We start from the raw sequence: 23,801 nt of genomic DNA, 5'->3' as shown, positions 1-23,801 counted from the left end.
GTTTTAATATGAATAGCCATCATTTGGCTCCGAGTCGTTTATCTTTACATAACGCGTTTAATCGGGATTTAAAGCCAGTTCTTTCAATTCATTCAGGTGAGCAGGTTATTTTTAAAACATTAGATTCAGGTTGGGGGAAAGAGTCTAGGACAGCAATTGGGGAACGCAGGCAACGTTGGACAGATATTATTCCTGAGAATCAAGCTCCTTTTTTCGGTCATGCGCTTACTGGTCCAGTAGAGATTAAAGGAGCGATGCCTGGTGATGTAATCGCTGTTAATATTTTAGATATAGTGCCTGGTAGTTGGGGATGGGCATCTGCAGGAGGGTTCAAGAGCGATTGGAACAAGCGGTTAAACATTGAAGACGAACAAGAGGTTTTGTATGATTACTCTTTAAATCATAAAACAATGAGAGCGACGAGTCAGTTCAAGAACTTCGACTATAGTATTCTGATGAAACCGTTTATGGGTATTATGGGTTTAGCTCCTAAAGACAAAGGATTTCATAGTACGTTCCCGCCTAGAAATACTGGTGGCAATATTGATTGTAAAGACTTGCAAAAAGGAAGTACATTATATTTGCCAGTAGAAGTAGCGGGAGGCCTTTTTTCTGTCGGTGATGGCCACGCCGCTCAAGGAAATGGTGAAATTAGTGGCCCGGCATTAGAATGTCCGATGGAAAAAGTCCATTTAGAGTTTCATCTTTTAAAAGACATGTCTATAGAAAGACCTAGAGCGATCACACAAGACCATTATATTACCCTCGCATTCCATGAAAATGTTGAAGAGGCCATGTGGCTTGCGCTTGAGGACATGATCAATTGGATGCAAAAAATCTTTTCATTTACAAAAGTAGAAGCAACATTATGGGCTTCACTAGCGGTGGACCTAAGTTTAACGCAAGTTGTAAATGGAACAAAAGGGGTTCATGCTTCTTTAAAGAAAGACCAATTAGTAAGGGGTTGATGAACAATGATGAATATACGTTTGAATGTTTCGTTGTTAAGAGAAAAAGTACCAAATTTAACGGTTGCCGCAAAGCAGATTGGTATAAGATCAGCAACAGTATCAAATCTTTGTACAGGAAAAATTCCTCTTGCGAAAGCTGAAGTTCAAACACTCGTACGACTATCAATGTTGGCGGGGTGTTCAATTGACGAGCTGATTATCTATAACAATAAACTAAGTGTAATTGAAACAGGTATAAAAGTAATTGATTGCTTAGCGCCACTAAGAAAAGGAAGTGTAACTGGACTTGTAGCTCGTAAAGATATGGGTCAGCTAGTCTTAATAGCCGAACTTTTTTATCGCTTAAAACGTAAAGGGTTCAAAACAATGTTGATACACCCGAATCAAATAATTCCCGGTGTTGCAGAAGTGAAAAAGGAATCGGAGTTCATAGCGTCATCGAAAGAAAACGCGATACTGCTGATAAAGGAGCAATTAAACAATGAAGATGTACTAATTGTGATGGACCGCGCTCACGTAATTCAAGGAGATCTTCGCTATCTTCAACAACAAGATCTCGATAAATTAAAAAGTATAACCATTCTTTTAGTTGATTTAAAAGGGGAAGCAGTTGATGAAGAGTTGCCTTTTGGACCATTAGACACGTTATGGGGGTTTGATAGCAAGCTAGTTGCACAAAAGAAATATCCTGCACTCGATCCATTATCTTCTTACTCGGATGATGGATTTGAGGCATCTAATACTCTGCGCTTTCAAAAAGATATGAAAAGATATTTAAGGCGTTATCAAGAACTACGTACACTCTACAGTCAAAAAGGTTATGATAAACTTCCTGAAGAGGAGACATTTTATTTTCAAGTTGGAGAAAGGCTTGAAGCTTATTTCACACAACCCTTTTTTATTTCAGAGCCGTACACGAAACGGAAGGGGGAGTCTGTCTCTTATAAAAAGCTTATGCATGATTTACAAGAAATTCTTGCAGGAAAATGGAATCATGAGCCAATTTCCTATTTCATGTACAAAGGTTCTCTTGATAAAAGATAGATAACAACAAAAAAAGCGCCTCAGACGGTAATTTCTGCAACAAATAGCGAAGATCTGTGTGCAAAACCGGCTGATGCGCTATATCCCTTGCTCAATCAAATATTGAAAGGGGATGGATTAATCGGTTACACCGAGTGCGATTTTGGCATAACGAGACATTTTATCTTTTGACCACGCTGGGCTCCAGACAATATTAACATCTACTTCGCCAATTTCTCCTAACTCTTGAAGATCCGTTAGAGAGTTTTTAACGTCGGAAACGATGGTTCCTGCGAGCGGACATCCCATAGCTGTTAATGTCATTTCAACTTCTGCATTTAAGTTATCATCTAGATGAATGTCATAAATCAGACCTAAATTCACGATGTCAATTCCTAGTTCTGGGTCCATTACGTTTTCAAGTTCTCCCATTACTCGTTCTTTCGTTTCTTTCATTTCTTGTTCTGTTGGCATAACGACACCTCCGAAACTCATTTACATTAAGTATACCAACGTTTTTTATTCATTTAAATAAAATTGCTCAAACTTTAATGAAGGGAGCGTATCTTTGCGAATCATTCGTTGTAAATGTTTTTTAAATAAGAACATAACCCAAATATGCATGTTCGCTTGAGTAAATGTGTAAAGAATCCAAGGCAGAGATGGTTGATACTCATGAATGGCAATGATGCACTCATCTTTATGAGGAATTTTTCTAAACTCGATTCGGCCTCTTCCTGGTTCCGCATTAACCTTCGCAAATGCACCACCTGTAATATAATAAAGCGCACGTTGTTCATGACTGCGTTCTTTTGCATAAGAAAACTCTAGCATCTTTTTATTGAAAAGATAAATTGACGATTGGTGGTCATTTTCTTTTGCGTGTAGAAACGGTTTTCCAATGCTCTCTAACCATTGTAAATAATAGCGACCGAGCCAATCAGCACTCTGGTCTTTCGGTAGCGGCACACGTTGAATGGAGCGAACATCGGCAACTTTTTGCGGTTTTGCAGGACGTGATTTCGGTTGATCGTTGCTTTCCTCTGCTTCTTCTTCAAGAGCTGCTTGAGCGGCTTCGCGGAATGTTGTTTGTCCATAGCTGAGGTCAGGGTGCATCCGTGATGCTTCGGCTACCATTGGGTGAATTAAGCTTTCAATTAATGGATAGACCATTTCTTTAGGGGTTCCTGTTGTAACCGAAACCCATAATCGGGATAGTTTTACAGACATAAATGGCACATTAATCATTTTTCGCTTTTTTCCCATAACATCTGCTGTTTCAAGCATAATATCACGATAGGTCATCACTTCAGGACCCGCAACATCAATTGATTTATCAGTAACATCTTTATTTCCGATTGAGCCATCAAGAGCATGTAGCACGTCAGGTAAAGCAACCGGGTGGGTTTTTTGTCGTGTCCATTTTGGTAAGATCATCATAGGCAATCGTTTTACGAGTTTCTTCACAATCGGGAAGGAAGATCCACTTGGTCCTACAATGAGCCCCGCACGAACGGTTGTAACCGGTACATGATAAGAATTTAGCACCATTTCAACTTCTCGGCGGCTTTCTAAGTGACGAGATAATTCTTTTTCATTTTCAGGAAGAATCCCACTTAAATAGATAATTTGTTTCACTTGATTTTTTTGAGCGGCTTGAGCAAAGTTATCAGCTAAAATAAAGTCCATATCCTCAAATTTCGCTTGTGTTAATTTTGCAGATGGCAGCATGGAATGGACGAGGTACACGGCATAGTCCACATCCTTTAATGCGTTTTCTGAATCACTTAATGAAAATAAATCGGCTTGTCGCCAGGTTATGTTGTCAGAATTTACTTTGTTTTCAATGGAACGTGATAATGCGATAATATGAGCTTTGTCTTTCAATTGATTCATTAAGTTTTTACCAATATAGCCACTCGCACCACTAATTGCAATAGTAGGTTTTTTTGCCATAGTTGTCCCTCCAGACGTTTGCTATCTACTGTGATACCCTTAGAACCTTGTTTTTAATCGGTTTATAAATGACGAAATTAGAAGTAAATAGAAGGGATTTTCGTTCTTTTGCGGAAATGTGTGAAATAAGAATGGATAAATAAAAAAATTTTATTGACGAATAAGGAGAGGTTCGTTACGATTAAGCCTTAATAACTTTATTGCACAAAAGCATAAAAGCGTGAAAGTGATAAAGTATTCGGGGGAAAGAGAAGGGAAGAATCGATGATGGAAGAAAAAAAGATATCGTTAGGATCGGCGATGCTTTTACTTATTGTTATGATGGCGCTAATCGTTACTAGCATGACTCTCTTACAAGCTGAGCCGCATATTCCGTTATTATTTTGTATTGTGTTAGTTAGTATAATCGGGATCTTTTTAAATATCAAATGGCAGGAACTCGAAAAAGCAATGGTAAAAGGTCTTACGGATGGTACAAAAGCCATTTTAATCCTATCATTAGTTGGGATTGTTATTGCCGTATGGATGATGAGTGGAACAGTTCCGACCATTTTGTTTTATGGTCTAACGATTATCTCTCCCGAATGGTTTGCGATTAGTGCCTTGCTTATCTGTGTGATCGTATCTAGTTTTACAGGAAGCTCTTTTACAACCATTGGGTCTGTCGGTGTAGCAATGATGGGGATTGGGTTAGCTTTAGGGGTTAATCCGGCTATGGCTGCTGGTGCGATCATTTGCGGTGCATGCTTTGGCGATAAAATGTCGCCTTTATCCGATACGACGAATCTCGCTTCTGGTGCGATAGGCGTGGATTTGTTTACACATATTAAGCATTTAATGTGGACGACTATTCCTAGCTTTCTCATTACGGCGGTTTTATTTTTGTTTATTGGCCGGACATATTCGGCAAGCGAGCCGGAAGGGGTTCAGGCAATGCTGGCAACATTAGATGCGTCATTCTCCATTAGCATGTTGACCCTGCTATCACCACTTGTGGTCGTAGTGCTTGCTTTTATGCGTTTTCCTACAATTCCAGCTCTAGCGATTGGAATCGGTACAGGACTTCTAACAGCTGGATTGATTCAAGGTAGCTGGACAATTAGCGAATGGTTTACTGTTATTCAAAATGGTTTTTCAACAGAAACCGGAAATGAATCAATTGACGCAATCGTTAATGCTGGTGGCCTACAGTCGATGATGTGGTCCATTTCACTCGTTATCATTGCATTATTGCTCGGAAGTTTGATTCAGCGGGTAGGTTTAATTGATCGACTACTAACGTTTTTTCGCTCATTTCTCAACAGCAGAGGAAACGTCATTGGCGCCACTGCTGCATCTTCCATCAGCGTTAACGCACTAACAGGCGAACAATACCTGTCTATTTTATTACCTGGTAAAGCATTTGAGAAGCATTACGAAAGGCTAAACATAGAGAAAAAAAATCTCTCCAGAACACTTGAAGATGCAGGAACACTTGTTAATCCTCTAATTCCGTGGGGAGTAAGTGGCGCTTTTTTCGCTTCTACATTAGGTGTAGCAGTTATTGACTACATTCCGTATGCATTTTTCTTATTTTTATCACCAATTTTAACGATTCTTTTTGGCTATTTAGGTATTGGCGTTGGGAAGAAAGCAGCACACTCGTAATAAAAGGATTCACGGCGATTGACCTTCAAATACTAGGGTCATCGCTTTTTTATTTATTCGATTTGGCGAACGTAAAAAAATACGCTATGCTCATTGTAGATAGAAGGGGTGACATCATGATTCGTCAATTGTTTGAAGAAGATCAAGTATTTTTTACCTTAATGGAAACCGGGATTAACGATGACTATATCGAAAGAATCTTTCCATCTTTAACGAAAGGAAACCACGTGCTGTATGGGTTGTTTGTTGAGGATCAACTGGTTAGTATGGCTGGTTATACGGTCTTCTCTAATTACTATGCTATGTTAGGTCGCTTACGCAGCGATCGTCGATTTCAAGGAAAAGGCTATTCAACAAGTTTACTAGCTTTCGTAATCGAAAGAGCGAAAGATGATTCAAATGTTGAATGGATTGGCGCAAATACGGAGCGCGACAACCTTCCTGCTCAAAAAATATTAGCACGATTACATATGAAGAAAGTAACAACATTATTTAATGCAACAAGAGTCACGGCTCCAGATACTAGCTTCAATGAAGCCATTACGTGGAAAGAGATCGTCGACATTGAAGCAAAACAAGATTTACTTATAAAAGAATTTGTAGACGAGCATCGGGTGTTTCCATATGAATGCTACTATTCATTTCCAGCAACACTTTCTCTCTTTTTAGAAGCGAATGTAAATGATTGGTGTTTGTTTCAACATCCTACTGAAGATCGATTCGTCATTTTTAAATACGATCAAAAAGGGACGAATTATTTACATATGGTATATCCATGGGATGATCTTTGGACACAAGAAGGGCTGTGGGAAGTTGTACGAAACCAAGTTCAGTTGTTTAATGAGAAGTTTCCGGAGGGGAAGCTTTGGATTGATTTGTCTGAAACGCAAAAAAGTTTAAAGCCAGAGGATGTTACGTTTGAAATTCCATCCCCGTGGATTTTATTTGAAGTGAAACGTGACTAACGGATAAAAAGCAAATAGACGGTTCACCCTAAATAGGATGAACCGTCTTTTATGGTATTCATATCTTTCCGTTTCTGCCTTGAAGAATGGATTTATTTTGTTAATGCCGGTTCTTTTCGTTTTACATCAAAACGATCGTTGTTCATGACTTTCGTCCATGCTGAGATAAAGTCGTTGACAAATTTTCCTTTATTATCGTCTTGAGCGTATACTTCTGAAATCGCTCGAAGGATGGAATTAGAACCGAAAACTAAATCAACACGCGTCGCAGAGCGAACAACTTCGCCAGTACTACGATCACGGCCTTCATACACATCGCCATCAACAGCTTTCCACTCAATACCAATGTCAAGCAAGTTAGTGAAGAAATCGTTTGTTAATGTACCAACTTGATTCGTGAAGACACCGTGGTTGCTACCATCGTGGTTTGTGCCTAGTACGCGCATACCTCCAACAAGAACCGTCATTTCCGGCGCAGTTAAGTTAAGAAGGTGTGCTTTATCAACAAGCAATTCTTCTTCTGAAACGGTAAATTTTTGTTTTTGGAAATTACGGAATCCATCAGATGACGGTTCTAAAACGTCAAAGTTCTCAATATCAGTTTGGTCTTGTGTTGCATCGCCACGTCCCGGAGTAAATGGAACCGTTACATCAAAGCCTGCATCGTTTGCGGCTTTTTCAATAGCTGCATTTCCGCCAAGAACGATTAAGTCGGCAAGACTCACGTTAATCTCTGTTGTTTCATGTAATTTCTCAAGAGTTGCAAGAGTGTTTGTAATCGACTCATTTTGAAAAATTGCCCAGTCTTTTTGCGGGGCAAGACGAATACGTGCACCATTTGCTCCGCCGCGGTTATCTGAACCTCGGAACGTGCTTGCAGAAGCCCACGCTGTTGTCACAAGATCCGATACATGAAGATTTGTATTTAGAATCTCCTCTTTTAATGTAGCGATTTCTTGTTCAGAAAGATCGTAATTCCCTGCTGGAATCGGATCTTGCCATAATAATACCTCACTTGGAACTTCTGGTCCTAAATAACGATCACGTGGACCCATGTCACGGTGTAACAATTTAAACCAAGCACGTGCAAAAGCATCTGCAAATTCTTCAGGATTTTCATGGAAATGTCGCGAAATTTTTTCGTAAGCCGGGTCCATGCGAAGTGCCATGTCAGCTGTTGTCATGATCGTTTTTACGCGAATCGAGTTGTCCTCTGCGTCAGGAGCTAAATCTTTTTCTTCGACATTCACTGGTGTCCACTGGTGAGCACCGGCAGGACTTTTTGTTAATTCCCATTCATAGCCAAAAAGAAGATCAAAGAAGCCGTTATCCCATTGAGTAGGATTTTGTGTCCAAGCACCTTCAATACCACTTGTAATGGTGTCGCGGCCTTTTCCGCTACCATGCGTACTTAACCAACCGAGACCTTGTGCTTCAATCGGAGCTGCTTCAGGTTCTGCGCCTACATGCTTGTCAGCTTCGCCAGCGCCATGGGCTTTACCGAATGTGTGACCACCGGCAACGAGTGCAACAGTTTCTTCATCATTCATTCCCATCCGTCCAAATGTTTCACGAATGTCGCGGCCACTTTGAACAGGGTCGGGGTTTCCGTTAGGTCCTTCAGGGTTTACGTAAATCAAGCCCATTTGCACAGCAGCAAGAGGGTTTTCGAGCTCACGGTCACCTGAGTAACGGTTATCGCCAAGCATTTCTGTTTCGTTCCCCCAATAAATATCTTCTTCAGGGTGCCACACGTCCGGACGACCACCACCGAATCCAAATGTTTTCCCGCCCATAGATTCAATAGCGACGTTTCCAGTTAGCAAGAATAAATCTGCCCAAGAAATTTTATTTCCGTACTTTTGTTTAATTGGCCATAGCAAGCGTCGAGCTTTATCAATGTTTGCATTGTCAGCCCAGCTATTTAATGGGGCAAAACGTTGGGCACCAGCTGCGCCACCACCACGACCATCACCAGTACGATATGTACCAGCAGAATGCCAAGCCATACGAATAAACATAGGACCGTAATGACCGAAGTCAGCGGGCCACCAGTCTTGGCTGTCTGTCATAAGCGCATGTAAATCTTTTTTCAATCCTTCATAATCTAAGTTCTTGAATGCTTCAGTATAATCAAAGTCTTCATTCATTGGATTTGATTTTTTGTCATGTTGACGAAGAATTGATAAGTTTAGTTGATTAGGCCACCATTCACGTTCTGGCGTTCCGAAAACGGTTGTGTTCGTCGGACTCCCGTGAAAAAACGGACATTTTCCTCCTGAATGATTCGCTTCAGAAATGATGTTATTTTCAGTCATAATCATTCTCCTTTTTAAAAGATTAATAGAATAATTGTGATCACCTGAAATCGAATCTCAGATGATAATAATTATTATGTAATCATTATAATAAATTTTGCACAACTTGAAAAGGATTATCTTGTTAGAATGAGAAAGTTTTTGTCGGACCACTGGCGGGGGGTGAAGAAGTTTGTTGTCTGTAAAAGTGCGAACACTATAAAGAATAGGGAGAGAGACCTAAATGTAATTGATAAAAACTTCTTAGTAAGTGAGACTAGCGAAACGCTAAGAAATCAAAGTGTAAACCGATAAACATAGGGAATAGTGCTTAACGGTTAACACTAGTATAGCAAATTCCCAAACAAGTTAAAACAAAAACACATTATGTAAGCGATTGATATTAGAAAATAAAAATTTTATTGACAATTAAAAAGAGATCATCTACAATTACGTCATCTTCCTATTGGACAAACGACCTAGTCTTCCTACATACAATTAATACGTCCACTGGAAAAATTAATTAAGGGGGTCATACTTTTGAAAAAATATCTTAAGTATGCAGCAATTTTTGGCGGATTAAGCATGATGCTTGCAGCTTGTAATGGAGGAAGCGAAGAAGGAAGTTCTTCTGGAGGAGATGATGAAGTAACACTTGATTTTTGGTTTTTTACCGGTGAAGATGATCCGAATTCTGAAAATACTATTAACCCAGTTATTGATTCCTTTATTGAAGAAAACCCGAATATTAACGTGAATTTACGCCAGTTGACTTGGGATAATGGACTTGAACAAATTACAACGGCTTTTGCTGGAAACTCTGTTCCTGATGTCATTGAATTAGGGGATACCTGGTTTGCCAACTTTGTCGAAGAGGGCGTTCTTGCGAATGTTTCTGAACAAGTTCAACCAATTTATGATAATCATGTGAATTGGGATACGGTTACGTATGAAGACGATGTTTACGGCATGCCATGGTTGATGTCTTCTAGAGCAATGTATATTAATACAGATATTTTTGAAGAAGCAGGGCTTGATCCAAATAGTCCACCGCAAAATTGGGAAGAGATGCTCGAGTACGCAAAACAAATTGAAGAAAATACAGATGCGTCTGGTTTTGGCATCCATGCAGGTGAGCCGGAAGCAACATGGCATTATTTCATGGCGACAGCTTGGAGTAACGGAGCGGACGTATTAAATGAAGATAACTCGGCAAGTACCATTAACTCACCAGAAATGATTGAAGCGCTTGAATTTTACAAGGAAATGAGCGAATACTCCCTTGTATCACAAAGTGAAGTCATTGATAGTGAATTTCGTGCAGGAAATATCGGCATGTCCTTCTCAGGAGCATGGGGTGTCTTCTCTATTCCACGTGATGCGCCAGATTTAAACTTTGACGTTGCACCAATTCCAGATGGGGCACAAGCGACAGCATCGAGTTTTGCAGGTGGCGAAATTTTAGTTATTCCAGAAGGGTCAGAAAATAAAGAGGAAGCCTTTATGTTAATGGAGCATGTTGCTTCTGAAGAACAAGCGATCGACCATATGCAGCGTGTTGGTTCGATGTTTGCGGCTGTTCCTGGAGTAGAAGAGCACGAATTTTTTGATGAAAATCCGCAGTTATCTGTTTTTGCTGGTCAGCTAGAGAGTGCTAAATCGTCTCCTGCCATTACTGAGTGGCAAAGCATAAGTCGCCATGTCGTTGAAGCGGTCGAACGTACGTTGTTAAATGGAGTCGATCCAACAGAGTCTTTAAATGATGCTCACGAAAAAATTGAAAACGAGCTTTAATAAGAATAAGAATAGAAATAAGCGAAAATCTGCAAGCTTTAAAATGTTTTCGACAAGTAAAAATCCCTCGTGAAAGCGGGGGATATCCTTTTTAATGTGGAGGTGTGACGGTGTCAACTTGGACAGCAATGAAGCAAAGTAAGATGGCTTATATCTTTTTGCTCCCGTGGTTTTTATTGTTTGCCGTATTTAGCGTATATCCGTTAATTCAATCGTTTATTTATAGCTTTCATGATGTGCAAATTTTACGTGGAGAAATGGAGTTTGTTGGATTAGAAAACTATACAAGTTTGTTTCAGGACCCTGTATTTGGACGGGCGCTACTCAACACATTTATTTATGTTGTTGGTACAATCCCGTTCACGGTATCAATTGCTTTAATTTTAGCGTTAGCCGTTAACCAAAGAATCCCGTTTAAAAATTTCTTTCGAGTCGGGTTTTTCTTGCCAACCGTAACGTCCATTATTGTCGTATCAATGATGTTTAATTTTATGTATTCGCCGTCAGGTTTTTTAAATATGATCTTAAACCTCTTTAATTTGCCGACTATGAACTGGCTAATGGATACGAGAACGGCTCTTGCTTCATTAATGGGTCTGTCGGTTTGGATGTCGTGTGGGTTTTATATGCTGATTTTTCTAGCTGGATTGCAATCAATTCCAAAAGATTTATATGAAGCTGCTACGGTCGATGGCGCGTCGCGGTTTAAACAATTTTGGCATGTAACAATGCCACATATTCGCCAAATTGCCATTGTTGTCATTGTCATTAACACAATTAATACGTTTCAAGTTTTTCCAGAAGTATACACGCTAACAAGCGGGGGACCGTTAAATGCGACTACAACCATCGTGTTCTATTTATACGAGGAAGCATTTAAACAATTTCAGTTTGGTCCTGCATCTGCAACGGCATATGTCCTGTTTGTGATTATCATGGGTATCTCACTGTTGATGTTAAAAGTTATGGGCATTAATAAGGGGGTTGGAGACTGATGAATCAACCATCTCACCAGCCGAAAGCGCCGCTCTTAATGAACGATAGCGCGACGCCGTTAGGCCCAAATAAGAAGCCGAAAAGAAAATGGTTGGATTATAAGCCTCGAGAAATCGGTTTATTCTTTCTTTTACTCATACCGTTAAGTGTCATGCTCATACCATTCTTATATATGGTGAGTATTTCAATCAAAACCGACGGGGTCGTCCTGCGAACGTTAGCAGACATTATTCCGAGGAATCCATCATTTGATAATTACGTCACGGTCCTTTCAAACGGGAATTTCGCACGGTATTTAGGAAACAGTTTATTTGTTTCAACATCGATTGTAGTAGGAAATGTTTTTTTCTGTACGATGGTCGGTTATACCTTTGCAAAAATGACGTTCCCAGGAAAAAATATGATCTTTATTCTCGTCTTGACGAGTTTCATGATTCCTTTCCAAGTAACTATGATACCCGTGTTTCAACTTATGCAAAACATTGGTTGGATCGATACGTATCAAGCGCTTATTGTTCCTACCCTTGTTACGCCATTTGGTATTTTCTTAATGAGGCAATATATTTCGGGCTTACCAGATGAATTAATTTATGCGGCAAAAGTTGATGGAGCATCAGAGTTTCGTATCGTCTGGCAAATAATTTTTCCGTTAGCTAGACCAATCGTTGCGGTTCTTGTCATTATGACATTTTTAAATTCGTGGAACGATTTTTTATCGCCACTTATTTTAACCACTTCACCTGAAATGAGGACGATTCCATTAGGCTTGGCGGAGTTTAGCTTTTTAAATAATACGAACTGGGGTCATTTAATGGCGGCTTCTGTTGTGTCGTTGTTACCAGTGTTTATCATCTTTATTTTCTTCCAGAAACAAATTATATCTGGTCTAGTTTCAGGCGCAATTAAATCGTAAGGTGATAAAGAAAAGAGGGATAAATCGATGGGAATGAGAGTAGAAAAACAGCTAACGATTCATGAAAAAGTAGGCATGCTTTTTTCGATGGGGGCACCTAGCAATGTTGTAGATCATCAGTTTCATCAGCGCTTTGCTGCGTTGCCGTTTGGCGGAATGAGCATCTACCCTTACAATATTGAAAGCAAAGAACAGCTCCTTTCATTGTTTCAAGATGTGCAAGAGTTTAACGAAAAGAAAGGTTACGAAAGTCCTTTTCTAATGGCGCTAGATGAAGAGGGGGGGACACTATCAACGCTTGATCGCTTTTTCCCTTCCGTTCCAGGAAACCGAGCGCTCGGTTTAAAACATAATCCACAATTAGCGTATGACAATGGGAAGTTGCTCGGTAGTATGATGGCAACATACGGGGTAGCGGTCGATTGGGCTCCTATATTAGACGTAAACACCAATCGGAAAAATTCGGTCATCGGCGTTAGAAGTTACGGTGAGGATCCTACGCTAGTCAGCGATTATGGGGCCAAGTACATACAAGGATTGCATGATGCTGGAGTTGCGGCAACAGCAAAACATTTTCCAGGGCATGGAGAAACAGAAGCAGACTCACATTTAGGTTCGGTCACATGTAGTTTAAGTGAAAGCGAAATTTTTGAGAAACTCATTCCTCCCTTCGAGCGTGCGATTCGCGAAGGGGTTGATGCAATTATGGTGAATCACGTCATTTACGACCAAGTTGCACAATCTAACGGACTACCAGCTACAATGTCGCATTACTGGATGACCGAGATACTCCGTGGAAAATTAGGCTTCAATGGAGTGATTTGCACTGATGATATGGAGATGCGTGCCATTAAAGACCATTTTCCAGCGAAAGAAATCGGTGTACTCGCGGTAGAGGCTGGCGTTGATCAACTATTAATCTGCCATTCTCCTGAGCTGCAGCAAGAAGTTTTTGATGGGCTTGTTGCAGCAGTTGAAACTGGAAGAATTTCAGAAAGTCGAATTGACGAATCAATTGAACGATTGGTTCAATTAAAAAAAGCCGTGACCCTTTATCGGTCAAATGCTACGGTTATACCAGAGAGACAGTGGGCACAACATGCTTTACAGCTCGCAAAGCAATGTTTGCATGTGGAGCGTGACCCCAAACAATTGCTTCCTCTCGATCAAACAAAGTCGTATGCCCTTATTTTGCCGAAGCTTGAAGCTTTAACACCAGCAGATTCGACAGATGGAAAGGAAGTTCCGCTCGCCTCTAAACTTGTCAATTTACAAGTAGACACCTTTTCGATATCATTAAAACCAACGCAAGAAGAAATAACGGAATTAAGGCAACAAGTCGACGATAAAGATGTTGTGATCATCGGTACCATTAACGCCCATTTGTTCACAGAGCAACAAGCGTTAGTACGTCGGTTAAATGATAAAGACTGTATCGTGCTCGTACTACGTGATCCATATGATTGTGATGTGATTCCTGCTGAACAGACGGTTTTACTTATCTGTTCTACTGGTGAATCGAGTATGGAGGCTTTTGCGCTCGAATACAGTTAAGCAGGTAGGGATTGGAGTGGATTCCAGATGCAAGCAAGACAAGGCAATCAAAAATTGTTAAAGCAGTTTAATAAATCCAAGCTATTAAATCTTATTAATCACTACGCGCCAATATCTAGAACGGATTTGGTTCAAAAAACAGGCCTGAGCCCAACGACTGTTTCTTCTTTAATTGAAGAAAGTTTACACGATGGTGTAGTTATCGAAACAGGATCAATCGGCGAAGGAGTAGGAAGAAAAGCCACACTTTTAGAAATTAATGCACGTGGTGGGTTTGTCATAGGTGTCGACCTTAGTTTTGCCACAGAATTAACGTTGCTTAATTTACGTGGGGAGTTACTCGTTACCGAAAAAATGGACGAATTAACAGACGTGAATTTATCAGAGTTACCGAATTTATTGAAAACCTTTTTGACCAAGCAAAACATTCATCAAGAAGAAGTAAAAGGAATTGGGATCTCGTTACCTGGAATTCTTGATGAAGATCGAAAGAAGATTGTTTTTTCCTATAATTTAAATGTCCGAAACTATCCTCTACATGCAGTTGTAGAAGAAGCTTTTCAAGTGCCGATTCACCTCGTTAATGACGTAAATGCTGCAGCTTTTGCTGAGCAGTGCAGTGGTAATGCGATAGGCAGTCATAGTTTAGTGTACACGTTGCTTAGTCGAGGGGTTGGGACAGGTGTCATTTTAAGAAATGAAATTTATGATACTGGGCATACAGGCAATTCGATTACAGCAAGAACGTTTGATCAGGAGCAGACAGTTTTTCATCCATTAAATGTGTATTCGATTTATAACCTCGCAAAAGGGATAAAAGATCGACATCCAGAGACTTTTCATGAAGTATCGGATCATTATGCCATAATTGATCGTTTCTTTCTTCTAGCATTTCAGCAAAAGAAAGAACCTTTTTTTACGGAAGCAAAGCGAATGGCGGAAGACATTGTAATCCTCTTAAGTAATTATGCATTATTGCTGAAGCCGGAAAAAGTGTTGGTGAATGGTTGGGTAGCTGAACAACAGTCTTTTTTTGCATATATGTTACATGTGCTAGACGAATTAGAAAAAACAACGACTATTTCGATCTGTTTAGAGAAATCGTATTGGAAAGAAAAAGGACCTTCTCTTGGTGCAGCTAGACTCGCGCTGCATCACATTTTTAAAGAAATGCAATTTTCATAGGTGGATGTGGAGACGAGCGATTTTGTGTGAATCGCTTGTCTTTTTGCATTTGTTTGATAGATTTTCTCATATTTTTAAAGACAAGCTTGCTAAAACATGCTATATTCTTTTCATTCTTATATTTTAAGGAATATTAAGAGACATGTCCGAAAATGGTGGTGGGAAGAATGAATGATTTAAGACAAAACAAGAAAATGGGTACACGCATCCTCGATACTGTGGAACGTGTCGGAAACAAATTACCGCATCCGTTTATGTTATTCTTATATTTAGCGATTGCTGTAATTGTATTCTCAGGTATTATTGCAAGTTTCGGTGTTTCGTTTACACATCCAGGCACTGGCGAAGAGACAGCTGTTCGAAGCTTGGTTTCAGCTGAAGGATTTATGTACATACTTGATTCAATGATTTCCAATTTTATTGGCTTTACGCCACTTGGGCTTGTTTTAACGATGATGCTTGGGATTGGTTTAGCTCAGCAGGTTGGACTAGTTGAAACCTTTATTAAAAGTACCATTTTGAGAGCGCCAACAAAGCTAGTGACGATTGCAGTTGTGACGACTGGTATCGTCGGTAATATCGCATCAGACGCAGCTTACGTTCTGATTCCGCCACTTGGAGCGATGATTTTCTATGCGCTTGGTCGTCACCCGCTTGCCGGAATGGCTGCTGGATTTGCAGGTGTAGGGGCAGGTTTTACAGCAAACTTCATTCCTGCCGGGACGGATGTTCTGCTTTCAGGTATTTCGACTGAAGTCGTACAAACGATGGAACCTGGTATGATTGTCCATATGACCGACAACTATTACTTTATGATTGTCTCTTCTATTATGCTTATTATCATTTGTACAGTTATTACGGAACGAGTCATTGAGCCGCGTTTAGGGAAATTTAACGCTAAATACGGCGCAAAAGAATATGTGGAGCAAGAACTGGATACGGTCGGACCTAAAGAAAGCAAAGCATTACTGGTTTCTTTAGCTGCTGGCTTTGTGTATTTAGTGATTATTTCATTTTTTATTGTTCCTGAAAGTGGAATATTGCGAGGTGAAGGTGGAAGTATCGTTCCTTCTCCGTTTATTAGTAATATTGTACCAATTTTATTATTTTTATTTTTAACGATATCAATTGCGTACGGTATCGCTGCTGGTGTCATTAAATCAACTCGGGATGTCCCGGAGATGATGGCCGAAGCAATTAAAAGTATGGCGGGCTATATTGTGTTAATCTTTGCGGCGGCGCAATTTATTGCGTACTTTGACTGGAGTAATATCGGCGTATGGATTGCAGTGAGCGGCGCAGAGTTTTTAGAAAGTGTGAACATGACAGGAATGGGTGTCATTGTCGCTTTTATCTTTTTAACGACATTATTAAACTTGTTTATCTTTAGTGGGTCTGCCCAGTGGGCATTAATGGCTCCAGTATTTATACCGTTATTTATGTTACTTGATTATCATCCTGCACTCGTGCAGTTAGCGTACCGGATTGGTGACTCATCAACAAGTGTAATTACACCAATGAATCCATATGTTCCGATGGTTTTAGCGTTTATGAAAAAATACGATTCACGAGCTGGATTTGGCACATTGTTCTCTATAATGCTCCCCTATACGCTCGTAATTTTAGCATTATGGATTGTTTTATTTTTAATCTGGACTGGATTTGAGTTGCCAATTGGACCTGGCGTAACAGATTACAAAGGTTAATGGAACAAAAGGGAGAGGGTAACATGTTTTTTAAAGAAGCAACAAGCAATCATGATCAAGTGGTCAAATGGAGACGACAACTTCATCGAAACCCTGAATTAAGTCATGAAGAACGACAAACCCAGCAGTTTGTTTGCGACACGTTAGAAGAAGCAGGGATTGCGTATGAAGTGATGCAGAAAAGCTATGGTGTCATTGGCATGATTAAGGGGGAGCAGCCGGGTAAAATTGTCGCTTTACGGGCAGATATGGATGCACTGCCGATTGAGGAAAAAAATGACGTCCCTTATCGTTCAACGAAAGAACGGATCATGCATGCGTGCGGTCATGATGCACATACAGCGATGCTGCTCGGAGCTGGAGTTACGCTTCAGAAAAGAAGAGATGAGATTGCTGGGACCGTTTTACTTTTATTTCAGCCTGCTGAAGAAGATGCACCAATTGGTGGCGCACAGGCAATGATGGAAGATCCGACTTTTCTAGAATACGAGCCTGATGTGGTGTTTGGTCAACATGTTTGGCCAGACTTACCAGTTGGACAAATTGGCGTTCGATCAGGGGCAATGATGGGGAATTCCGATCGTTTCTCCATCGTCATTAACGGAAAAGCAGGCCATGCTAGTATGCCTCACCAAGCAGTTGATGCGATTGTAGTAGCAAATCAACTAATGTCGAGTTTACAAACGATTGTGAGCCGTAATATTGATCCACTGGAATCAGCAGTCATTACAGTTGGAAAAATTTCAGGAGGAGACCGCTACAATGTTGTCGCAAGTGAAGTTACCCTTGAAGGAACAGTACGAACATTTTCTCTAGACGTACGCGAGCAGGTTGAAAAGCGCTTAATCCAATTGGCAGAACAAGTAGCTGAAGCGATGGGCGCACGTACCTCGGTTCATTATCAAAAAGGATATGTTGCTACGCTGAATACTGAAAAATGGGCAGAGCACGTAAAACAGCAAGCGCGCACATTATTTGGTGAGCACGGGGCGCCTGATGTGAACCCTAGTTTAGCTGGTGAAGATTTTGGCCGCTTCCTACAGCACTATCCTGGTGCTTACTTTTGGTTAGGAACCGCTATAAAAGAACGACCTGTTCAAAGTCCACTACATGACTCAACATTTGACATTGATGAAGAGGCCCTTGTTTACGGCGTCAACATCATGGCAACAACTGCTGTGACGGCATTACAGCAAGTAAATAGAGAGGGGAATTAATACATGGAGACTCGAATTGATGACTGGATTTCAGAACAAGAAGAGAACATTCAAACGTGGCGTCGCGAGCTTCATCAAATCGCTGAGGTGGGATTTTGTGAATATGAAACAACGCATTACATCATCCAACAACTTGAACCTCTTCCTTTTAACCTTCACACTGGTCGTTCGGTAATGGATGATGGAGCACGATTTGGTGTGCCTCATGCAGATCAATTACGAATACACGAGCAACGAGCGCTCGAACATGGTGTTCCGAAAACGTTAATGGAGAAAATGAAAGGTGGCTTTACTGGGGTTGTAGCCGTTCTAGAGACGGGAAGACCTGGTAGCCATACTGCCATGAGGTTTGATATTGATGCATTGCCGATAGAAGAAGACATAACGGAAGACCATCTACCTGCGAAAGCGGGATTTCGTTCCCTACATAATGGAATGATGCATGCATGTGGTCACGATGGTCACACAGCAATTGGTCTGGCGATGGCACATTTTTTAGCTACATGGAAAGAGCACTTATCAGGTACATACACGCTAATCTTTCAGCCAGCTGAAGAAGGGAGCCGAGGAGCGAAAGCGATCGTAGAAAAAGGCTGGCTCGACGGCGTCGATTATTTTCTTAGTGGTCACTTAGGCATTCGATCCCAGCCAGTAGGAACACTCATCTCTGATGCGACATCGATTTTGGCGACAACAAAAATCGATGCAACATTTACGGGAACAACAGCTCATGCTGGAATGGAACCACATAAAGGCAAAAATGCCATGCTTGCTGCTTCCACAGCTGTATTAAATTTGCACGGCATTTCTCCTCATAGTGATGGCGAGACGCGCATAAATGTTGGCCGTTTTGAAGCGGGGAGCGGTCGCAACATTGTTCCGGGAGATGCAGTTTTACAATTAGAAACCCGGGGCGAGTCTACAAATGAAAATGCCTACATGAAAACCGAGGCGATTCGACGGCTAGAGGGCGCTGCGCATATGTACGATGTGACTTTAGACTATCAAATTGTTGGCGAAGGACTTGCTGCAGAGACAGACGCTTATTATATTGAAAAAATTCCAGTTGTCACAAGCTCAAGTCGCTATGTTCAAACTGTAAAAGAATCGATGGCGCTAAATGGGTCTGAAGATGTAACCTACATGATGCGTCACGTTCAAAATCATGGTGGTAAAGCTAGCTATATGATTTTTGGTAGCCAGTTAGCAGCAGGCCATCATCATAAACAGTTTGATTTTGAAGAAGGCGCGCTTTATGTTGCCGTAAGCGCACTTGCACATATCGTTGTTCATAACTAGATTATTTATAAAAAGAGCTTCAAGTGTTAGAAAATATGACGCTAGCTCTTTTTTTGCATCAAATTGACTCACGTATAAAGGAAATTCATTTACATATGAAAAGAGGGAAAGAATGACGATTAATTTAGGAGTCGTTGGGCCGGAAGATTCAGTTGGTACACTAACCAAAGTGGTCGAAGAGTATCCTTCATTTAAAGCGATTCCGATCATCTATGAAAAAGTAGAACAAGCTCCTGCCAAAATTAAACAAACTACCCAACATGTTGATCAATGGCTTTTCTCCGGTCAAGCTCCGTACTCACTCTGTACGGAAATGAACATTGTCTCAAAAGATCACTCTTGGTTTGTTCCTCTTGAGGGCTCCAGTTTATTAGGAACATTTTTGGAGGCATTTTACCACACAGATCAAAAAAAACTAGAGATAAGTTTGGATACAATTTCACCTCAATATACCAACTGGCTTATTAATGAATTTTCACTAGCTCATTTAACCATACATTTGTTTGATTATCCTGATTACGTTGAAGAAGAAAAATTGATTGCGTTTCACAAACAAGCATTTCAATCAGGAAAAACAGCTTTTGCATTGACTTGTTTAAGAGGGGTTTACCAAGCACTTATACAACTTGGCATCCCTTGTTACCGTGTGAAGCCAGCGGAGCCAGTAACACGAAATATTTTAGGGCGAATACAAGATCGGATGAATTCTCTTTATTATAAAAAAGCTCAAATTGGTGTCGTTGGAGCGCTTATTTCGTTTTCGCAAACAGAACAAAAAGAGATGGTTTATTCCTATAAGCGAAAGCACCAAGAACTAGTTATTAGAAAAAGACTGTTAGATTACGCTGAATCGCTTCAGGGATCATTTATCGAAATAGGGAACGGCTATTTTGAAATCTTTACAACAAGAGGAGAAATTGAAGCGCAGAGCTGGCCTTATGAAGTCATTGATGACGTGAAAACGAGCACAAATCTAACCATTTATTTAGGAATTGGTTACGGTAGGACGGCTCTGGCAGCGTCCAAACATGTTCAAAGTGCGCTCGATTTTAGTAAGCAAGCAAGAGAACAAATGATTGTGCTTGTCGATGAGGAAAACAATGTTTCTGAAGCGAAGCGACATGAAGAACCATTTCACTATCGTCAAGTTTTTTTAGGAGACAAGTCGGCACATGTAGCAGTTGGACCAGGCACAATTGCACGCATTTACGCAAAAGTAGCTCAACAAAAACAAGCCCACTTCTCTGCACAAGACGTGGCGATTTGGTTGGAAGGAACCGAGCGACACGCGCGGCGAATTTTATTCGAGCTGGAAAAAGGAAACGTGATTCAGCAAGTCGGAGAAGAGCAATCTGGAAGACGAGGAAGGCCGAGAAAGGTTTACTGTTTAAAAGACAGCTTGTGAGTAAGCTGTCTTTTTTTTTTATTAATCCAGGTTAATGTCATGAAGTGAGGGTGGTTTAATAATTTCTAAATACATGATTTATGTATCTACCGAATTAATGCTTTTTTGAATATTTTTAACCATAAGATCGTTCTTTTGAATAGTAAATATAACTAAAGCTTTTTCCATATAATTGATAGAAAGGTTTTCTTTACCTTTTAAGTGATAACAATAACCTATTTGATACAGACTATCACCAATTACAGACAAAATATTATTTTGAACACAAGTTTCGATAGCGTCAAAACTATATTGAAGAGATTGATCAAACTCTTTCATTGAACTACAAACATTAGAGAGGTTGTAATATATTTTCGCTAATATTTCTGGAGCTTTAATAGTTTTGTTATTCATAATTGCTTCTATACATTTTAGAAGTATTTCTTTACTTTCATTATAATTGTTTTCTTCATACTCAATAATACCGAGACTTAAGTTAATCTCTATTAACTGGAGATTGTTTTTATCATTGTTCTCTACGTCAAGCTTTAAAGCTTTTTGGAAGATTTCTTTTGTTAGAGTAGAGTTTGACGTGTCATAATACGTACAAATCGCTTCATGCCATAGTAAAAATTGTTTCTCGGCGTTCGTTAAGTGAAGGTTTTTATTTTTTTCACTTTCAATTATGTATCTTAAAGCCGAGTAATCTCTTCTTTGTTTTAAATTTTTGATAATTTCGCTAACCTCGGTATCGCGAATATCTTTATTCGTTATTAATTCGCCATTATCGTCTTGACCATAGAGGTAACTCATACTCACACCAAGACGTTCACTTAACTGAAACAAGATACTAGATGATGGGTTTTCCTTGCCGTTTTTTCCTTCAATATTACTAATGACACCTTGTGTGCAAATGCCAGCTGCTAACTCGTTTTGCGTATAGCCTCTCATTTTCCGAATAGATCGTAATCTTTCTCCTAATACAAGCGATTGTTTTTGCATCATTTAGCTCCTATGAATTAAAGATGTTACTGTCATATTATCATAATAAAAATATTTTTTACATAAACGAGGTGTTTAATTTTTGTGGGTAGAGATTCAAATCAGCTGAAAATAAGAGGAAAAGGGATCTTTTACTAGAATGAAAGAGCTGAGGAGGTGTAAAGGTGAGTGAGTAATTGTTATACAATTTAAAGTTTAATAGTTGCGGTCGATTTTTATTCAGAAGAAATGCTATGATAATGCAGTGCTAAAAACAACCGTACGGACACACCCGCTTGAATTAAATTTTGTAGAATCTCAGATTGATTTGCTCGATAACAAAGAAATAGTAAAAAACTTGCCGTATTTAGGTAGTTTTTTTGTACAGAAAGGATGTTGATTTATATGTCAACGCAAATTATTGCAGCCATTATTATTTATTTATTAATTATGGTCATGATTGGCTGGTATGGTTATAAGAAAACGGCTAGTCACTCTGACTACACTCTTGGTGGGAGAGGACTTTCACCAACTGTTGCGGCGTTAAGTGCTGGAGCTTCTGACATGAGTGGATGGCTCATGCTTGCTTTACCGGGCTCTATGTATTTAACAGGACTTGGTGCTGGTTGGTTAGCGCTCGGACTTATTATTGGTGCGTATTTAAATTGGGTTTTCTTAGCACCGCGGTTAAGAACGTATACAGAAACAGCGAATGATTCAATTACAATTCCATCGTTTTTAGAAAATCGTTTTATTGATTCGACTAAACTTTTACGTATTTTATCTGGGATTATTATTATTTTCTTCTTTACGATTTACGTGTCTTCAGGGATGGTGTCCGGTGGACGGGTTTTTGATTCGTTATTAGGTATTGACTATCATACGAGTTTGTTAATTGTTGCTGGCGTCACCATTCTTTATACGTTATTTGGTGGTTTTTTAGCAGTAAGCTGGACAGACGTCGTCCAAGGTGGCGTTATGATGCTTGCTTTACTCATCGTCCCAATTTTTGCTTTAGCAGAAGTGGGCGGAGTGTCTTCATCATTTGATCAAATTCGAAGCATTGATCCACAGTTATTAGATATTTTTCGTGGGGTTACGGTTATTACCATTATTGGTTCATTAGCATGGGGTCTAGGGTATTTTGGTCAACCGCACATTATTGTTCGGTTTATGGCGCTACGTACCGCGAAAGAAGCGAAGCCAGCTAGAAGAATTGGAATGGCATGGATGATTATCTCGATTATTGGTGCGATGTTTACAGGTCTTGTTGGTCGAGCGTATTTGAGTAATGAAGGAGTCTTCTTAAATCCAGATAATGACAGTCAACATGAAACCGTGTTTGTTGTATTAGGTGAAATGTTGTTCCACCCGTTTGTTATTGGAATTATTTTTAGTGCGATTTTGGCGGCTGTTATGAGTACAATCTCTTCTCAACTGCTTGTCACATCTAGTTCACTAACAGAAGACTTATATAAGACATTCCTTAAGCGTAAGCCAGGAGATCGAGAATTAGTCTTCCTAGGTCGAGCAGCAGTACTAGTTGTTGCGCTTATTGCATTAGCGCTGTCATGGAATCCAGATAGTTCGATTCTTGAGCTAGTTAGTTATGCTTGGGCAGGTTTTGGAGCGGCATTTGGTCCAGTTATGCTAATCAGCTTGTATTGGAAAGGCATGACAAGATGGGGCGCACTTGCTGGGATGTTATCTGGAGCAATCGTTGTTATTGTTTGGGCCAACACGAGTCTTTATCAAGTGTTTGGTATGAACGAACGTGTATATGAACTTCTTCCAGGTTTTATTGTAGCGACAATCATGATTTTTGTTGTAAGTAAGCTAACGAAAAACGATGAAAGAGTTGCGCTAGGGTTTAAAGAATTTAAAAAGCAACTACAAGCTAATAAATAATAAGT

Annotated in this window: 18 protein-coding genes; 14 read left to right on the top strand and 4 right to left on the bottom strand. The window is 40.0% G+C overall.

Features of this window, described 5'->3' with window-relative positions; translation table 11 throughout:
• The first annotated feature begins 8 nt into the window (after positions 1–8).
• Both ACE1TH_RS07030 and ACE1TH_RS07025 read left to right on the top strand, forming a co-directional pair.
• A complete protein-coding gene (locus ACE1TH_RS07030; protein ID WP_099300590.1) occupies positions 9–968 on the top strand; it encodes an acetamidase/formamidase family protein in 960 nt (319 codons plus the stop codon).
• Positions 969–974: 6 nt separating this feature from the next.
• Positions 975–2,015, top strand: a complete 1,041-nt coding sequence (locus tag ACE1TH_RS07025; protein ID WP_099300591.1) for a F0F1 ATP synthase subunit beta — start codon at positions 975–977, stop codon at positions 2,013–2,015.
• A 117-nt stretch (positions 2,016–2,132) separates the two neighbouring features.
• Here the strand turns inward: ACE1TH_RS07025 and ACE1TH_RS07020 are convergent, their stop codons facing one another.
• A complete protein-coding gene (locus ACE1TH_RS07020) occupies positions 2,133–2,468 on the bottom strand; it encodes a metal-sulfur cluster assembly factor (RefSeq protein ID WP_099300592.1) in 336 nt (111 codons plus the stop codon).
• Between the two features lie 45 nt (positions 2,469–2,513).
• A complete protein-coding gene (locus tag ACE1TH_RS07015; protein ID WP_255225162.1) occupies positions 2,514–3,950 on the bottom strand; it encodes an NAD(P)H-binding protein in 1,437 nt (478 codons plus the stop codon).
• Positions 3,951–4,214: 264 nt separating this feature from the next.
• On the opposite strand from ACE1TH_RS07015, the gene nhaC reads away from it, so the two are divergent.
• Together nhaC and ACE1TH_RS07005 are read left to right on the top strand one after the other, a co-directional pair.
• The gene (gene nhaC, locus ACE1TH_RS07010) at positions 4,215–5,597 is read left to right on the top strand and encodes a Na+/H+ antiporter NhaC (RefSeq protein WP_255301112.1); all 1,383 of its coding nucleotides are present in this window, start codon (positions 4,215–4,217) and stop codon (positions 5,595–5,597) included.
• A 116-nt stretch (positions 5,598–5,713) separates the two neighbouring features.
• Positions 5,714–6,562 carry a GNAT family N-acetyltransferase gene (locus tag ACE1TH_RS07005; protein WP_375078643.1) on the top strand — a complete coding sequence of 283 codons (849 nt, stop codon included), beginning with the start codon at positions 5,714–5,716 and terminating at the stop codon, positions 6,560–6,562.
• Between the two features lie 92 nt (positions 6,563–6,654).
• On the opposite strand, the gene katG is transcribed toward ACE1TH_RS07005, so the two are convergent.
• Positions 6,655–8,880 (bottom strand): catalase/peroxidase HPI, encoded by a 2,226-nt coding sequence (gene katG, locus ACE1TH_RS07000; RefSeq protein ID WP_375078642.1) that lies wholly within the window; start codon positions 8,878–8,880, stop codon positions 6,655–6,657.
• 519 nt (positions 8,881–9,399) lie between these two features.
• Between katG and ACE1TH_RS06995 the strand changes: the two genes are divergently transcribed.
• From ACE1TH_RS06995 to ACE1TH_RS06955, 9 genes are all read left to right on the top strand, one after another.
• Positions 9,400–10,653 carry an extracellular solute-binding protein gene (locus ACE1TH_RS06995; protein ID WP_099300596.1) on the top strand — a complete coding sequence of 418 codons (1,254 nt, stop codon included), beginning with the start codon at positions 9,400–9,402 and terminating at the stop codon, positions 10,651–10,653.
• A 110-nt stretch (positions 10,654–10,763) separates the two neighbouring features.
• Positions 10,764–11,648, top strand: coding sequence for a carbohydrate ABC transporter permease (locus ACE1TH_RS06990; RefSeq protein ID WP_099300597.1), 885 nt, complete (start codon positions 10,764–10,766; stop codon positions 11,646–11,648).
• The gene (locus tag ACE1TH_RS06985) at positions 11,648–12,562 is read left to right on the top strand and encodes a carbohydrate ABC transporter permease (RefSeq protein WP_255225167.1); all 915 of its coding nucleotides are present in this window, start codon (positions 11,648–11,650) and stop codon (positions 12,560–12,562) included. Before ACE1TH_RS06990 ends, ACE1TH_RS06985 begins: the two co-directional genes overlap by 1 nt.
• Positions 12,563–12,589: 27 nt before the next feature.
• Positions 12,590–14,116, top strand: coding sequence for a beta-N-acetylhexosaminidase (gene nagZ / locus ACE1TH_RS06980; RefSeq protein WP_255225168.1), 1,527 nt, complete (start codon positions 12,590–12,592; stop codon positions 14,114–14,116).
• Between the two features lie 27 nt (positions 14,117–14,143).
• Positions 14,144–15,301 carry an ROK family protein gene (locus ACE1TH_RS06975; RefSeq protein WP_099300599.1) on the top strand — a complete coding sequence of 386 codons (1,158 nt, stop codon included), beginning with the start codon at positions 14,144–14,146 and terminating at the stop codon, positions 15,299–15,301.
• A 167-nt stretch (positions 15,302–15,468) separates the two neighbouring features.
• The gene (locus ACE1TH_RS06970) at positions 15,469–17,007 is read left to right on the top strand and encodes an AbgT family transporter (RefSeq protein WP_375078641.1); all 1,539 of its coding nucleotides are present in this window, start codon (positions 15,469–15,471) and stop codon (positions 17,005–17,007) included.
• Between the two features lie 23 nt (positions 17,008–17,030).
• Positions 17,031–18,224 carry a M20 metallopeptidase family protein gene (locus ACE1TH_RS06965; RefSeq protein WP_375078640.1) on the top strand — a complete coding sequence of 398 codons (1,194 nt, stop codon included), beginning with the start codon at positions 17,031–17,033 and terminating at the stop codon, positions 18,222–18,224.
• A gap of 3 nt (positions 18,225–18,227) precedes the next feature.
• Positions 18,228–19,523, top strand: a complete 1,296-nt coding sequence (locus ACE1TH_RS06960; RefSeq protein WP_375078639.1) for an amidohydrolase — start codon at positions 18,228–18,230, stop codon at positions 19,521–19,523.
• Positions 19,524–19,635: 112 nt separating this feature from the next.
• Positions 19,636–20,928 carry a hypothetical protein gene (locus ACE1TH_RS06955; RefSeq protein ID WP_099300603.1) on the top strand — a complete coding sequence of 431 codons (1,293 nt, stop codon included), beginning with the start codon at positions 19,636–19,638 and terminating at the stop codon, positions 20,926–20,928.
• Positions 20,929–21,006: 78 nt separating this feature from the next.
• Here the strand turns inward: ACE1TH_RS06955 and ACE1TH_RS06950 are convergent, their stop codons facing one another.
• Positions 21,007–21,912 (bottom strand): helix-turn-helix domain-containing protein, encoded by a 906-nt coding sequence (locus ACE1TH_RS06950; protein ID WP_375078638.1) that lies wholly within the window; start codon positions 21,910–21,912, stop codon positions 21,007–21,009.
• A 381-nt stretch (positions 21,913–22,293) separates the two neighbouring features.
• Between ACE1TH_RS06950 and putP the strand changes: the two genes are divergently transcribed.
• Positions 22,294–23,796: a sodium/proline symporter PutP gene (gene putP, locus ACE1TH_RS06945; protein WP_099300604.1), complete on the top strand. Its 1,503-nt coding sequence runs from the start codon at positions 22,294–22,296 to the stop codon at positions 23,794–23,796.
• Positions 23,797–23,801 lie beyond the last annotated feature (5 nt).

The sequence above is a fragment of the Shouchella sp. JSM 1781072 genome (genome assembly GCF_041949915.1).
Classification (GTDB): domain Bacteria; phylum Bacillota; class Bacilli; order Bacillales; family Bacillaceae_D; genus Shouchella.
The sequence above is the reverse complement of the archived record's forward strand: the minus strand, read 5'-3'. Positions and strand labels throughout refer to the sequence as shown.